The sequence below is a fragment of the Haladaptatus pallidirubidus genome, assembly GCF_020700235.1.
Taxonomy (GTDB): domain Archaea; phylum Halobacteriota; class Halobacteria; order Halobacteriales; family Haladaptataceae; genus Haladaptatus; species Haladaptatus pallidirubidus.
Genome location: NZ_CP085301.1, coordinates 1,066,248 through 1,079,283, shown reverse-complemented (window position 1 = coordinate 1,079,283; position 13,036 = coordinate 1,066,248). Strand labels below are relative to the sequence as shown.

Below are 13,036 nucleotides of genomic sequence, written 5' to 3'. Positions count from 1 at the left end.
CACACGAACCCTTTAACCGAATGACGACGAAACCATACGACGAATGGCGACCACGGACGCTGAAACGAACTACGTGGAACATCCCTATCTCGCGCAGAAGTTCATCGAGCGACGACTCTACCAGATTCAACTCGCGGGCACCGCACGCAACGACCACACGCTGGTCTGTCTCCCGACGGGACTGGGTAAGACGACGGTCAGTTTGCTCGTCACGGCGGAGCGACTGAACGAAGTCGGCGGGAAATCGCTTCTGCTCGCGCCGACGAAACCGCTGGTCAACCAGCACGCCGACTTCTACCGGGAGGCGCTCTCTGTTCCGGACGAGGAAATCGTCGTGTTCACCGGTGAAGTGCGCCCCGCCGAACGGTCGAAACTGTGGGAATCCTCGACGGTCATCATCGCGACGCCGCAGGTCGTGGAAAACGATTTGGTGGGCGGGCGTATCGACCTCGGGCCGGTTACGCACATCACGTTCGACGAGTGCCACCGGGCGACCGGCGATTACGCCTACAACTACATCGCCGAGCGGTATCATACGGATGCCCACGACCCACTTGTGACCGGAATGAGCGCGTCTCCCGGCGGCGACAATGAGTCGATTATGGAGGTGTGTGAGAACCTCGGCCTGCACGAAGTCGAGGTGATGACCGAGGAGGACAGCGACGTTTCGACCTACACCCACGACACCGATGTCGAATGGGTTCGCGTCCAACTTCCCGACGAAATCTTGGAGATTCGGGACGCGCTGAACGAGGTCATCTCCGACCGACTGGAGCGACTGAAACAGCTCGGCGTCGTCAACACGACGCGCCCGGACATCTCTCAAAAGGACTTGAACAAGGTTCGGGGGCAGTTGCAGAAACTCATCGACAACGACCAGTCGGAAGGGTACAAAGGCATGTCCGCGCACGCAGAAGTGATGAAACTTCGACGCGCGGTCGAACTCGCAGAAACCCAGAGCGTCGAATCCCTCCGTCGATATTTCGAACGCCAGCGCAACTCCGCTCGGTCGTCGGGGGCATCCAAAGCTAGTCAACGCATGGTTTCGGAACCGAAAGTGCAAGAGGCGATGCGGAAGGCGGTGCAGTTTGATGACCGCCACCCCAAGTTTAGAAAGGCCCACACCTTCGTCGCGCAGACGCTTGTGGACGGCGGCGAGCGAATCATCGTGTTCACCGAATCGCGCGACACGGCGGAGACGTTGACGGAATTTTTCGGTCAGCACTTCGACGCTCGGCGGTTCGTCGGGCAGGGCGATAAGGACGGAAGCGACGGTATGACCCAGAAAGAACAGCAGGAGGCGCTCGACAACTTCCGCGCTGGCGAGTTCGAAGTGCTGGTTTCCACCTCTGTTGCGGAGGAGGGTCTGGACGTCCCGGAAGTCGATTTGGTGCTGTTTTACGAACCGGTTCCGACCGCGGTTCGCTCGATTCAGCGTAAGGGACGAACCGGGCGGCAGGCACAAGGACAGGTCATGGTTTTGCTCGCGGAGGACACGCGCGACGAGGCGTACTTCTGGATTTCGAAGCGTCGTGAGGACGAGATGGAGTCCGAGTTGCGGAAACTGAAGGGCATCGCGATGGAGGTGGAAGAAGAACTCGACAGATCACAGCAGACCTTGGGCGATTTCGACGCTGACGGTTCCGACGAAGTCAGCCACGGTTTGCAGGAATTCGACGCGAAAGCGGGGGATTCGAAGGAGAAACGTGCAGACGAGTCGGACGGGGTCGTGGCGACCGCCCGCAAACGCGACAACAGCGAGAGCGTCGAAATCGTCGCCGACCAGCGCGAACTCGACGCGAACATCGCGCGCGACCTTTCGGCCCGCGAAGGTGTGGACGTTCGCCTCGAAACACTCGCGGTGGGCGACTACGTCCTCAGTGACCGCGTCGTCGTGGAACGAAAATCGGTGAGCGACTTCCTCGACACACTGGTCGGCGGCGACCGGTCGGTGTTCGAGCAGGTCGGCGACATGAACCGGCATTACGCTCGACCAATCGTCATCATCGAGGGCGACGGACTGTACGAACAACGAAACGTCCATCCCAACGCGATTCGCGGCGCGCTGTCGTCGCTGGCGGTCGATTTCGGCGCGAGTATCCTTCGGACGGAAGATGAAAAGGACACCACGGATTTGCTCGAAGTTATCGCCACGCGCGAACAGGAGGTGAGCGACCGCGAGGTTTCGGTTCACGGCGACAAGCACGCGAAGACGCTTCCGGAGCAACAGGAGTACGTCGTCGGTTCCATCGCGGATATCGGTCCCGTGACTGCTCGTTCCTTGTTGGAGACGTTTGGAACGGTTCAATCGGTGATGACTGCGGAGAAAGACGAACTTATGGACGCACAGGGAGTCGGCGAGGTCACCGCTGACCGAATCCGCGAAGTCGTCGCTGAGGAGTACGACCCGTAAGCACTGCTTACCGGGGGACGGAAACGAGGTTCGATTCCGCCAGTATCGTATCCAGTTATTTTAGCCTAACAGGGATTTGCGCTTCGAGGTATGGGTAGGATGAACCGGTGTAAACGGCGTGAACGGTCAATCCACATTAAAGGCTTCCCGGCGATGTACCGAGCAGAGAAAGCCATGTTATCCCGGCCCACCATGCAGGACGACGACGGGTTGGTCATAGAGAAGTTATACGGCAAACCACAGCACGAAATCCCCGCAGAGGCAAGTGAGCAGGAACTGTACGGCGAACCGCAGCACGACACTTCCGACCGCTTTCCGTCGGATTTCGACCCGGATTTCGGGCACGCGATGAACTGGTTCGACTACCCGAAGGAGACCGCATCCCGCCTTCGCCGGGAGTTGTTACACACGAAACGATAGTTACGGCCATTTTTCAGCTCAAACACTGTCGTGACGTACTTGATGTTTTTCGCGGTTGAGCCGTTCTAAATTATCGCTTCGCTTGGTCTAGCGCCGCCAATGCTTCCGCCCCTTCCCGCGTCGCGGCCAGTAGTTCGCGCGCACGTCCGACGTCGTCCGTCTGCTCCGCCTCCGTCGCAAGCCGCGTTAACTTTCGAATCAGCGCATTTCGTGCTTCGGTGAGGTCGCCCGTTCCTCCACGTTCGCTCTGCTCAACCCTCGTTCTGGGTTCCGCGTTTCGTTCGTTCGACGCACCCATCCGACTCGGTGGCGCGCGTCGAGGCTGGTTCGATGGCTCCGTGGAATGGCCGGATGGGGGTGATTGCCCGGTCGTTTCTGCACTCGTTTCTTCGACTTCGATATTCGCCGCATCCGTGGAAATTCCTTCCGGGGATTCGGTTTCTCCCGATTGTGGTTCTTGCTCTGCGTTCTGCGTTGCCTCCGCTTCGGCAGGTGATTCACCCGCCGACCGTTGCTGTTGGCAGGTCGGACAGAACTCGGTTCCGTTCTGGCGGAAAATGGGGTCACCGCAGTCGTCGCAGTGTTTCCCCGTCATGGTTGCCCCTTGCAATAGCAACTCGCTCATCCGCTGGGTCGCCTTTCGTTCCTCCTTTTCCGCCTCGTACTGCTGGCGGAGTTTCTCCCGCTCAGCCTCCTTATCGAAGTCGCTCATGTGCGAACAGAGTCCGTCCAGACTCTTGCCCCTTTTGCTGTTTTCCCGTGCGACACGCCCTGAGATTTATATACGATACCGCGGCCAAAACCGCCGTGCCGAAAATTCCGTTCAGCGAACTCGCAACCGCGACGTACTGTCCGCGCAAACTGTACTATCAGCGTCGGGACGACATCGAAATTCCCGACCTCGTAACCGAACGACGAGCACTCGCGTTCGAGTACGACGAACTTCTCGCCGCAGATTCGGCCGACCTGACTGCCCGCCCGATTGCAGTTTCTCCCGGCCAGTTACGTTCGAATCTCGACCTCGCGACCGACTTCGATGCGTGGCCCGAACTCGTCTCTCCTTCCGACCGCGAACGACTCACCGAGGGAAAAGAATGCCGCGGAATCGTTCACAAAGTCCTCGATTTGGAAACGCCCGTTCCGTCGATGATTTTCACCGGAGCACCTCCCGAACACGGCGTTTGGGAGGCACAAACCGTCCGCACCGTCGCCGCGGCGAAGGCGCTCTCGTGGGAACACGAACGAATGGTAGAGCGCGCGTTCGTCGAATACCCTGCCTACGGTGTCGTCCGAGAGATTCGGCTCGGTACCCGTCGCAAAGCCGCGTATCGCCGCGCCGTTCGCACCGCTCGGGCTATCGACGGGCCACCACCGCGACTGAACAATCGGTCGAAATGTGAGGCGTGTGAGTACCGCGCCGAGTGCGGCGTCAAAACCCGTTCTCTTCGCTCACTCCTCGGGAGTCTCGGCGGTTAACCATGCCTCGATTCCGTCGGCGAGTTCGCCGCGCCGAACGATTTCGCCACGTTCGACGTTCACGACTGTGCTCCCGGTTCCGCCGGTTTCCCCACCGTCGATTGCGACGGCTGTGGCGTCCCTGATTTCCTCATCGAGGTCGGCGACGCGCGTCACGCTCGCTCGCCCGCTCACGTTCGCGCTCGTGCTGGTAATCGGCGCGACGTGTTCGAGCAGTTCCAACGCTCGGTCGTGGTCGGGAATCCGAACGCCGACGCGGGATTTACCGGCGGTAAGTACGTCCGGAACGACGTCCCGCTTTTCGCAGAGGACGGTAACGGGCCCCGGTAAAAAATCCCGCATAAACTCTCGTTCGCGCTCCGTGGGGCGAATGTAGGAAAGCGCGGACTCCACGTCCGGAACGGCGAGCGAAATCGGTTTCTCTCGCGCCCGCCGTTTCGCCTCGAACACTCGCTCGATGGCGTCTGGATTGAGGGCGTCCGCTCCGAGGCCGTACACCGTTTCGGTCGGATAGACGGCGAGGTTCCCGTCTCGAATGGCACGCACTGCTTGCTCTATCTCGTCCACGTTCGCTTTTCTACGGTGGGGGGAAAAAACGTAGCGTCACACCGTTGCCGCTTTCCTAACAGTTTCCGATGCCCGGAACTTGGTGTTGCTTCAAACAGAACCCTTCTTTAAAACGCTTTGAGTGTAGATTATCGTTTTTCGATGGCCGCTTCGACTTCGTCGTACTTCGGAAACTCCGGCCACTCCGTTGCGACCCACGCGTATTCGATCGTTCTCTCTTCGTCCAGCAGAAACACCGCGGGCCGCGGTTCGCTGATACCGGACATCCCGTCCATCTCGAAGTCGATGCCGTACTCCTCCGCGACTTCGTTCGCCGGGTCGCTGAACAGTCGGAAATCCATTTTGCGCTCCTCGATGAGCGTCTTGTGTTCGTACGGCGTCGAAATGGACAGGCCGACGATTTGCACGTTGTTGTCCTCGTCCCACGCGCGTTCGCGCAGTTCGTTCCAGACGTAGGTCGCCGGGAATCCGCCGTCCATGGTGTAGAACACGAGGAGTGTTGGTCCGTCGGCGGTTACGTCCGAAAGCGAGACATCCTCCCAGAACTCTTCGTTGACGAGCGGCCTCGTGAAATCGGGGGCCGTCTCACCGACTTCCGGATACTCCGCCTCGCCGAGTTCAACGACGTCGAACTCGACCATCAATTCTCTCCTCCGTAGGTTCCTTCGAGGTACGCCACGATGTTCGCGCTCTCGCTCATCGTTACGCCCGTACTTTCGTCCACGATGGCGGGGACGGTTCGCTTCCCGCTGATTCGCTTGACGACGTTCCGGTCGGAGTGCATCGGTTCGACGAACCGCGACTGGTAGGGCAGATCGTACTCCTGTAGCTTCCGAACCACGCGCTCGCAGTAGGGGCACGCTTGTAATCGATACAGCGTGATGGTCGGGTCTGCTGTCTTGGCACTCATGGACAACGTTTGGAACGAAATACCCGTAAGGGCTTCGCTCGCGGCAGTTTCACCCGTCACATCAGTCAGCAAAAGAATAAAGAGTTAATCCCACCCACGCTCAAGGTGGGTTATTGAATGACACTCTCTCCGAAACTGGTCATCCTCGCGCAAACCGCTCCGCCCGATAGTATGTTTGGTGTTACAATCACCGATTCGGTTATCCAGTGGGGTGGATTGGCCGCCATCGTCATCTTGCTTGGTCTCTCCGCCTTTTTCTCTTCGTCCGAGATTGCGATGTTCTCGCTCGCAAAACATCGAGTTGAAGCACTGGTCGAAGACGGTGTCGAAGGCGCAAAAACGGTTGATTCGCTGAAAAACGACCCGCACCGTCTGCTCGTCACGATCCTTGTCGGAAACAACATCGTCAACATCGCGATGTCCTCGCTCTCGACTGCTATCGTCGGTATCTACTTCAACCCCGGCCCAGCAGTGCTCATCTCGACGTTCGGTATCACGTCGCTCGTCCTGCTGTTCGGCGAGAGCGCGCCGAAATCCTACGCCGTCGAAAATACGGAGTCGTGGGCACTCAGGATTGCAAAACCGCTCAAATACTCCGAATACATTCTTCTCCCGCTCGTCATCACGTTCGACTATCTCACGCGCGTCATCAACCGCGTCACGGGTGGTCGCTCGGCAATCGAGACCTCGTACGTCACGCGCGACGAGATTCAGGACATGATTCAGACGGGCGAGCGCGAGGGCGTCATCGAGGAGGACGAACGCGAGATGCTCGACCGCATCTTCCGGTTCAACAACACCATCGCCAAGGAGGTGATGACGCCCCGCCTCGACATGACCGCCGTACCGCAGGACGCCGAGGTGGACGAAGCAATCGAAACGCTCGTTCAAGCGGGCCACGAGCGCGTTCCGGTGTACGAGGGTAGTCTGGACAACGTCATCGGTATCGTCACGGTTCGTGACCTCGTGCGCGAGAAATCCTACGGCGAGGCTGGCGACAGTCTCAAACTCAACAATCTGATTCAACCGACGCTTCACGTTCCGGAAAGCAAAAACGTGGACGAACTGCTGACCGAAATGCGCGAAAACCGGATGCAGATGGTCATCGTCATCGACGAGTTCGGGACGACGGAGGGACTCGTAACTATGGAGGACATGGTCGAGGAAATCGTCGGCGAAATCCTCGACGGCGAGGAAGAAGAGCCAATCGAATACATCGACGACGATACGGTCATCGTCCGCGGTGAGGTCAACATCGACGAAGTGAACGACGCGATGGACATCGAACTACCGGAGGGCGAGGAGTTCGAGACGATTGCCGGGTTCATCTTCAACCGCGCGGGAAGACTCGTGGAGGAGGGCGAAGATATCGACTACGAAGGTGTCCGCCTCCACGTCGAACAGGTGGAAAACACTCGCATCATGAAGGCCCGAATCACCCGTCTCGACGACGCGGAAATCGAAACCCCAACCGTCGAAGAAGGCGTCGAATCCGGCGCTGAGTGACGTCCGGTTCGATCTTCTTCAACTACCAGTTTCGTGAGAACCCGACGTTCTCGTTTTCAGCAGAATCAACATCCGAACCATCGATTAGAGATATTCTTCCACCGTGAATAGCACGCTGGTTCCACCACCATGCGACAGCAGACGATCCAATCGCCGGAAATCGGTAGGCGAAACAACTTTCGGAAATCGGCCCATTACCCATTCGCCAGAATCAGCCCAGTGTCTGTCCGCTGGCATCCGCATTCTCCGCAACCGGAGGAATTAGCCACTCTCTGCGAGCGAGGAATGAATTAACGAGCGAGCGGGCCGAGCGACGACCGAAGGAAGGAGCGAAGGCTTTTGGTCCAGATTTTTCCAGAGAGGTAGGCGAAAACCAGCGCCGTACGGCGCTGGTTTTCGCTCCCGACCGCAGAAAAAAGTGGTTTTAGAAGGAAACGTTCGACTCCATTCCCTCGGTCGCGTCCTCCAATCCGTCCTGTTGTATATCCTGCGTCATCCGGTCTGATAGCTCGCGGTCTTGGAGGATGTTTTCGAACTCGTTGGTGTACTGCTGATTGACCGACCGCGCTTCGTCTTTGGCTTCGATGATGCGTTGGTAGCGCCGAACCGTGGATTCGCTCGTATCGAGTTGGTCGGCGCAGTCGGCGACCGACATCTCGGAGACGAGACAATCCTTGAGGTCTGCGATGTCGAACGGTGCATCGGTGTCCGATTCCCGAAAGAGGTGGAGGTCGATTCGCGCGCGGAAGACGGTCTCACCGAGCGACGCATCGCCGAGTTCGTCCGCGATTTCGTTGTCCTCCTTGCCCGCCGAGAACTGTCGAACGACGGTGGCCAACTCGTCGTCGGAGAGGGACGTTCCGAAGTCGTAACGCCCGCGCATCTCCTCTATAACATCGCGCAGTCGCTCGTTAACCTTCTCTTCTGAGCCGAGAGAGCCGTGCGTCTCCGCTTGTTTCTCCGTAACTGTTTCCTCGTCGGTTACATCCATGAAGATGTCACGAAGTTCCTCGGTTTTCTTATCCATGGCGCGTACCTGATGCTGCGATAATATAAAAACCTGTTGGGCGACTAGTGGAATTTTGTCCAATTTTCGGAGTCTGTTCGCATGTTAGTATATTTAATACTCTCCTTGTCAACCGAAGCTATATTACTGGTTGACGAGCGATAATTGACCATGTCAACTGAAACCGGTTCGGTCGAACTTGTCGGCGAGCAAATGGTCGGAAATATCGCACGTACGGCGCTGTTCGCGGCGGTTATCGGCGCATTTGCACAAGTTTCGTTTCCCAACCCCCTTGCACCGGCGATTCCCGTCACACTGCAAGTCCTCGGCGTCTTCCTCGCCGGAATCTTCCTCGGGCCGCTTTGGGGGTCTGCCTCCACGGTACTCTACCTCGTCGCAGGGTCGGCCGGCGCGCCGATTTTTGCCAATGGCTCCGCCGGAGTCGCTGAACTGGTCGGACTCACCGGCGGCTACCTGCTTTCGTACCCCGTCGCCGCGTTCGTCATCGGCATCATCGTCCACGGCGGTTTGACGCTCCACGACCCGAAACGAGTCGGTGTCGTTCGACTCGTCGCCGGGATGGCTGCCGGAACCGCCGTCATCTACGTGCTCGGAACGGTCGGCTTCTCGTACTTCGGTAACTACGCGCTGGTCGAGGCGTTCACGCTTTCGGCATTGGCGTTCGTTCCCTTCGAAGCGTTCAAAATCACCGCCGCGGTCGGTATCGTTCGGAGCGACCGCGTCACCGCCGAATGATAACGACGCGAAACCTGGTTCACCGATTCGGTGAAACGGTCGCGCTCGACGGCGTCTCGCTGACGATTTCCGACGGACAGTTCGTCGTCCTCGCCGGGCCGAACGGGAGCGGCAAGACGACGCTTGTCCGGCATTTCAACGGCCTGCTCACGCCCGACGAGGGTGAGGTACTGGTCGATGGAACGCCGGTCGAAGACGACCTCGTGGCCGCGCGAACGCGCGTCGGAATGGTGTTTCAACATCCGCGAGACACTTTCGTCTCGGCGACTGTCGGCGCGGACGTGTCGTTCGGCCCCGAAAACCTCGGTCTTTCCCACGAGGAAATCGACCGCCGGGTGGAAACCTCGCTTTCCGCGGTCGGAATGGCTGACCGGAAAAACGACCGAATCGACTCCCTCTCCGGCGGCGAGTGCCAGCGCGTCGCTATCGCGGGCGCGCTGGCGATGGAACCGGCACACCTCGTGCTGGACGAACCGTTTACCGGATTGGACGCTCCGGCGCGCGATTCCGTGATCACCCACCTCGAACGCTGTTCGGACAAGGGAACCGGATTCGTCGTCGTCACGCACGACCTGCGTGACGTGTGGCCGCTCGCCGACAGAGTTGTCACACTCCAGGACGGACGGGTTGCAGTCGATGGAAAACCGAACGATGTGGCGTCGGAAATCGCCGATTTCGGCATCCACGTCCCATGACGCTTTCGCATCGTTCAATGGGGGCCTTTTCGGAACGACTCGACCCCCGGGTGAAGCTGTTTTTTCAGGCCGTCTTCGCCTTCGCCGCGCTCGCACACACGACGCCGCGCGGTCTTGCATTGCTAAGCGTGCTTGTCGGAGTCGTTCTTATCTCTGCGGAGACGTCGCCCCTCTGGGTGCTCCGCGAGTTTCGATCCGTCTTTCCGTTTTTGCTCGGCGGGCCGCTGTTCGCGTCCCTGACGCTCGGGTCGCCGTGGTTCGTTCCGGCAGACGCGATTCCGCCCGCGCTGGCCAGCTATCGCGTGATTCTCATCCTTTGTGTGAGCGCCGCGTACATCCGGACGACGCCGGTTCGGGAGTCGCGCGCGGCGATTCAGTGGCTCGTCCCCGGTCGCCCCGGTCAATTTTTAGGGATGGGTGTCGCCTTCGTTTTTCGCTTTCTTCCGGTCTTACAGGCCGATTTACGGGCGATTCGAGAAGCTATCGCCGCCCGACTCGGAACGGAGCGGTCGCTCGCGGAGCGAATGCAGCTCGTCGGGGCAGCGGGGGTGGCGCGCGTGTTCTCCCGCGCGGATACGTTTTCGCTCGCACTCCGCGTTCGCTGTTTCGCGTGGAACCCAACCCTTCCCCCGCTGGCGATTTCGCGCCGCGACGTTCCGGCGATTTGTCTCATCTGCGCGCTCGTCGGCTGGGTATTCGTATAAATTACAAATTTGTTTTTTATTCTCGCAAGACAGCGGGAGGATGGACGGGAAGCAAGATTTAAGCAATTCGTCTCCACCTGATAAAACATGGAAATCTTCGCGCTTGCACAGGCGTCGGGCACGACGCGTCCGACGTTCTGGAGAATCGGGCTTATCGGCGAGGCGATATTTTATTTCCTCGCCGCAGTTGCCGTCTTCTTCTTCCTGTTCGGCGTTTACAACCGCTTCGCGCGGTACGCAAACGGGGAAGACGACTGGTTCGAGCGACTGAACGGCCTTCCGGGTCGAATCACGCACGCGGCGAAAGTTGTGCTTTCGAACGAGAAACAGTTCAACCGCGACCTGTACGGCGGCTTGATGCACTCGTTCATCTTATGGGGATTTTTGACCCTCCTCATCGGTACGACAATTCTCGCCATCGATATGGATATTTACCAGAAGTTCACCCACTACGTCCTCGGCAGTGAGGATTCGTTTTTCGCCGGTAACTTCTACCTCGCCTACTCGCTCGTGATGGACGCGATGGGCCTGCTGTTCGTCGTCGGCGTCGGCATGGCCATCTACCGACGCTACTGGGTCCGAAACCACCGTCTTTGGGGGAAACACACCAGTAGAGAGGACGACCTGTTCATCTGGACGCTGTTCGTGCTCGGCGTCGGCGGCTACATCACCGAAGGGTTCCGAATTCTCGGAACCGGCTTTCCTGACTTCGAAACCGTCAGTTTTGTCGGCTGGTTCGTAGCCGACGTGCTCAAAATCGCGGGCGTCTCTGAAACTGCCGCAGTGGCATGGTATCCGGTCGTTTGGTGGGCGCACGCGATTCCAGCGCTCGTCTTCGTTGCGGCGATTCCCTACGCCAAACCGTTCCACATGCTCTCGTCGTTCGCCAACGTCGTCACGCGCGACGAGAAAGCGGGCAAACGGCTTCCGGGCGTCCCGTCCGACGCCAGCCCCGATGAAATCGGCGCGACGAGTATCGACGACTTCTCGTGGCGGCAGCTGCTCGACCAGGACGCCTGTACGAAATGCGGCCGCTGTTCGTCGGTCTGTCCGGCAAAGGCCTCCGGTCGGCCGCTCGACCCCCGAGATGTGATTCTCGACCTGAAACAGTACCGCGAGAATCTGGACGCCGGAACGACCGACGAGAAGCCAATCATCGCGGACGGGGGTTCCAGCGTCATCGACAGCAGGACCATGGAATCCTGCATGTCCTGCATGGCGTGCATGGACGCCTGTCCGGTTGACATCGAACACCTCACGTCGTTCAGCGACATGAACCGCAGACTGACCGAATCCGGCCAGATGGACGCGAACGTGCAGGACGCGATGATGAACGTCTTCCAGAACGGGAACGCCTTCGGCGACCCCGAACGCCGTCGTCCCGAGTGGACGGAGGAACTCGACTTCGAAATTCCCGATGCCCGCGACGAGGACGTGGAGTTCCTCTGGTACGTCGGCGACTATCCGTCCTACGACGAGCGAAATCGCCGCGTTGCGCGCTCGCTGGCTACCATCCTCCACGAGACGGGCGTCTCCTACGGCATCCTCTACGAGGAGGAGCGAAACGACGGAAACGACGTTCGCAGGGTCGGCGAGGAAGGCCTGTACGAGATGCTCGTTGAGGACAACGTCGCCGCGTTCGAGAAATGCGATTTCGACAAAATTGTCTGTACCGACCCGCACAGCTACAACACGTTCAAAAACGAGTATCCGGAGATGGCGGAGGAGTTCGACGCACCGGTCTATCACTACACGCAGGTCGTGGAAGAACTGTTCCGCTCGGGCCGCACGGGTCTGTCCGGGAACGAACTCGACTACACCGTCACCTACCACGACCCGTGTCACCTCGGGCGGTACAACGACGAGTACGAGGCACCCCGCGAAATCGTCAAAGGTACCGGTTGTACGCTAGACGAGATGCCGCGCAACCGCGCCAACTCGTTCTGCTGTGGCGGCGGCGGCGGCGGCCTCTGGATGGATTTCGAGGAAGACCCCAAACCGAGCGAGGAGCGCATCCGGGAGGCGCTGGAGGACACGGACGCCGCCTCGGGCGTCGAGAAGTTCGTCGTCGCCTGCCCGATGTGCATGACGATGTACGAGGACGGACGGAAAACGGGTGGATACGAAGAGGACATCGAAGTCGTGGACGTTGCCGAACTGGTGGTCGAAGCGTTGGGCGCTGAAGACAAAATCAAAGTCTCGGCGTGACCACTCGCTGATTTTCGTTTCTCCCACGATTTCGACGACTGCTCATCCGATAGAACCGTTCGTAGCACAACGATTATATCGGAGAAAAACGACCGTACAGAAAATGCGTCTCCTTCTCATTGGTCTCGCGGTAGTGAGTTTCGTCGCCCAACTCGTCATGCTCTACGGTCGGTACATCCAGGATAAACCGCGAATCGTTCTCGTCACTGATACCGGGTACGCGCTCTTCTGGGCGTACCTTGCCGCTGTCGGGTTCTTCGAACTGCATTTCGCTACCATTGGTTTCGCCGTCCTGCTGGCGATTCTTCTCCCGCTTACGGTGGTCAGTTTCCGACGTCAACGGCAAGACACTCGAACGCAGTCCGCCTGAACGAC

At 59.0% G+C, this 13,036-nt stretch carries 14 protein-coding genes; 9 read left to right on the top strand and 5 right to left on the bottom strand.

The annotated features are described in order from the left end of the window. The first annotated feature begins 43 nt into the window (after positions 1–43). Positions 44–2,413, top strand: coding sequence for a DEAD/DEAH box helicase (locus tag LIX15_RS06100; protein WP_227776603.1), 2,370 nt, complete (start codon positions 44–46; stop codon positions 2,411–2,413). A 174-nt stretch (positions 2,414–2,587) separates the two neighbouring features. Further along, positions 2,588–2,833, top strand: coding sequence for a hypothetical protein (locus LIX15_RS06095; protein ID WP_227776602.1), 246 nt, complete (start codon positions 2,588–2,590; stop codon positions 2,831–2,833). A 70-nt stretch (positions 2,834–2,903) separates the two neighbouring features. Here LIX15_RS06095 and LIX15_RS06090 read toward each other — a convergent pair whose 3' ends face one another. Beyond that, complete coding sequence (locus tag LIX15_RS06090) at positions 2,904–3,545, bottom strand: Sjogren's syndrome/scleroderma autoantigen 1 family protein (RefSeq protein WP_227776601.1); 642 nt, start codon at positions 3,543–3,545, stop codon at positions 2,904–2,906. Positions 3,546–3,640: 95 nt separating this feature from the next. On the opposite strand from LIX15_RS06090, the gene LIX15_RS06085 reads away from it, so the two are divergent. Further along, entirely contained in the window at positions 3,641–4,309 is a 669-nt protein-coding gene (locus tag LIX15_RS06085; RefSeq protein WP_227776600.1) for a CRISPR-associated protein Cas4, read from the top strand. On the opposite strand, the gene LIX15_RS06080 is transcribed toward LIX15_RS06085, so the two are convergent. The 3 genes from LIX15_RS06080 to LIX15_RS06070 all read right to left on the bottom strand — a co-directional run bounded on the left by LIX15_RS06080 (position 4,283) and on the right by LIX15_RS06070 (position 5,786). Further along, positions 4,283–4,876, bottom strand: coding sequence for an L-threonylcarbamoyladenylate synthase (locus tag LIX15_RS06080; protein ID WP_227776599.1), 594 nt, complete (start codon positions 4,874–4,876; stop codon positions 4,283–4,285). The two genes, LIX15_RS06085 and LIX15_RS06080, sit on opposite strands and share 27 nt — an antisense overlap. A gap of 128 nt (positions 4,877–5,004) precedes the next feature. Beyond that, positions 5,005–5,520 carry a redoxin domain-containing protein gene (locus LIX15_RS06075; RefSeq protein WP_227776598.1) on the bottom strand — a complete coding sequence of 172 codons (516 nt, stop codon included), beginning with the start codon at positions 5,518–5,520 and terminating at the stop codon, positions 5,005–5,007. After that, entirely contained in the window at positions 5,517–5,786 is a 270-nt protein-coding gene (locus LIX15_RS06070; RefSeq protein WP_227776597.1) for a glutaredoxin family protein, read from the bottom strand. Before LIX15_RS06070 ends, LIX15_RS06075 begins: the two co-directional genes overlap by 4 nt. A 117-nt stretch (positions 5,787–5,903) precedes the next feature. On the opposite strand from LIX15_RS06070, the gene LIX15_RS06065 reads away from it, so the two are divergent. Beyond that, positions 5,904–7,292 carry a hemolysin family protein gene (locus LIX15_RS06065; protein WP_390184354.1) on the top strand — a complete coding sequence of 463 codons (1,389 nt, stop codon included), beginning with the start codon at positions 5,904–5,906 and terminating at the stop codon, positions 7,290–7,292. A 424-nt stretch (positions 7,293–7,716) separates the two neighbouring features. On the opposite strand, the gene LIX15_RS06060 is transcribed toward LIX15_RS06065, so the two are convergent. Next, positions 7,717–8,319 carry a conditioned medium-induced protein 4 gene (locus LIX15_RS06060; RefSeq protein ID WP_227776596.1) on the bottom strand — a complete coding sequence of 201 codons (603 nt, stop codon included), beginning with the start codon at positions 8,317–8,319 and terminating at the stop codon, positions 7,717–7,719. 150 nt (positions 8,320–8,469) lie between these two features. Between LIX15_RS06060 and LIX15_RS06055 the strand changes: the two genes are divergently transcribed. The 5 genes from LIX15_RS06055 (at position 8,470) to LIX15_RS06035 (ending at position 13,031) form a co-directional block, all read left to right on the top strand. Then, the gene (locus LIX15_RS06055; RefSeq protein WP_227776595.1) at positions 8,470–9,054 is read left to right on the top strand and encodes a biotin transporter BioY; all 585 of its coding nucleotides are present in this window, start codon (positions 8,470–8,472) and stop codon (positions 9,052–9,054) included. Then, complete coding sequence (locus tag LIX15_RS06050; RefSeq protein ID WP_227776594.1) at positions 9,051–9,749, top strand: energy-coupling factor ABC transporter ATP-binding protein; 699 nt, start codon at positions 9,051–9,053, stop codon at positions 9,747–9,749. Before LIX15_RS06055 ends, LIX15_RS06050 begins: the two co-directional genes overlap by 4 nt. Next, entirely contained in the window at positions 9,746–10,453 is a 708-nt protein-coding gene (locus tag LIX15_RS06045) for an energy-coupling factor transporter transmembrane component T family protein (RefSeq protein WP_227776593.1), read from the top strand. Before LIX15_RS06050 ends, LIX15_RS06045 begins: the two co-directional genes overlap by 4 nt. 87 nt (positions 10,454–10,540) lie before the next feature. Then, complete coding sequence (locus LIX15_RS06040; RefSeq protein WP_227776592.1) at positions 10,541–12,661, top strand: heterodisulfide reductase-related iron-sulfur binding cluster; 2,121 nt, start codon at positions 10,541–10,543, stop codon at positions 12,659–12,661. 103 nt (positions 12,662–12,764) lie between these two features. Then, the gene (locus LIX15_RS06035; protein WP_227776591.1) at positions 12,765–13,031 is read left to right on the top strand and encodes a hypothetical protein; all 267 of its coding nucleotides are present in this window, start codon (positions 12,765–12,767) and stop codon (positions 13,029–13,031) included. The last annotated feature ends 5 nt before the right edge of the window (positions 13,032–13,036 follow it).